This window comes from Mesorhizobium sp. M4B.F.Ca.ET.089.01.1.1 (assembly GCF_004022605.1).
Taxonomy (GTDB): Bacteria; Pseudomonadota; Alphaproteobacteria; order Rhizobiales; family Rhizobiaceae; genus Mesorhizobium; species Mesorhizobium abyssinicae.
In genome coordinates, this window is sequence record NZ_RZOS01001051.1 from 1 (window position 1) to 771 (window position 771).

General features: G+C 61.2%; 1 protein-coding gene. It reads left to right on the forward strand.

Annotated features, from left to right (window positions below):
• On the forward strand, window positions 1-771 hold a 771-nt coding region (locus EN780_RS35950; protein WP_148674716.1), incomplete at both ends, for an NAD(P)-binding domain-containing protein.

Below are 771 nucleotides of genomic sequence, written 5' to 3' on the forward strand. Positions count from 1 at the left end.
GATGGAGTTCGTTGCGCTGCTCGAAGACTATGCGCAACGCAACAGACTTCCGGTTCGCACCGGCGTCTCGGTCACAAAACTGGAAGCAAGTAACGGGCTCTTTCGCGTCGTGACGCCCGAGCGGACGTGGCTGGCGAAAAACGTGGTTGTCGCCAGCGGCAGCTTGAACCGCCCGCGTCGGCCGCCTTCGGCGTCCGCGTTGACGGGCGGGCCAGTGCAGCTCGATGCCTCCGACTACCGTAAGGCCGGCGACCTACCCGTCGGAGCCGTCCTTGTCGTCGGCAGCGCACAGTCGGGCTGCCAGATCGCCGAAGATCTGATCCTGGCGGGCAGGGAGACTTATCTTGCGACGGGCCATATTGGCCGTCTGCCACGACGCTATCGCGGGCGCGACATTGTCGTGTGGATGGTGAAGAGCGGATTGTTTGACGTGCCCCGCAAGGATTTCGTCGATCCGTCCGGCCGCGTTGCCGCTCGGCCCATGCTTGGCGCGTTGCACACGATAAGCCTGCAGTCTCTCAGCGCGCAGGGCGTTGTGCTGCTGGGACGATTTGTCGGAGTGGATAACAGTCGCCTCATCTTCGCCAACGACGTTCTCGAAAACATTCGGTTTGGCGACGAGATTTCCGCGCAATTCAAAAACCGTATCGATGAATTTATCAAATGTAATGGTCTCAGCGCTCCTGCGCCCGTTGAGGATGAGGCGGAGGCGGTCGCTCCGCGTCTGCCCCAGCATCCCATTCTGTCGCTCGATCTCGTCGAGCGGAATAT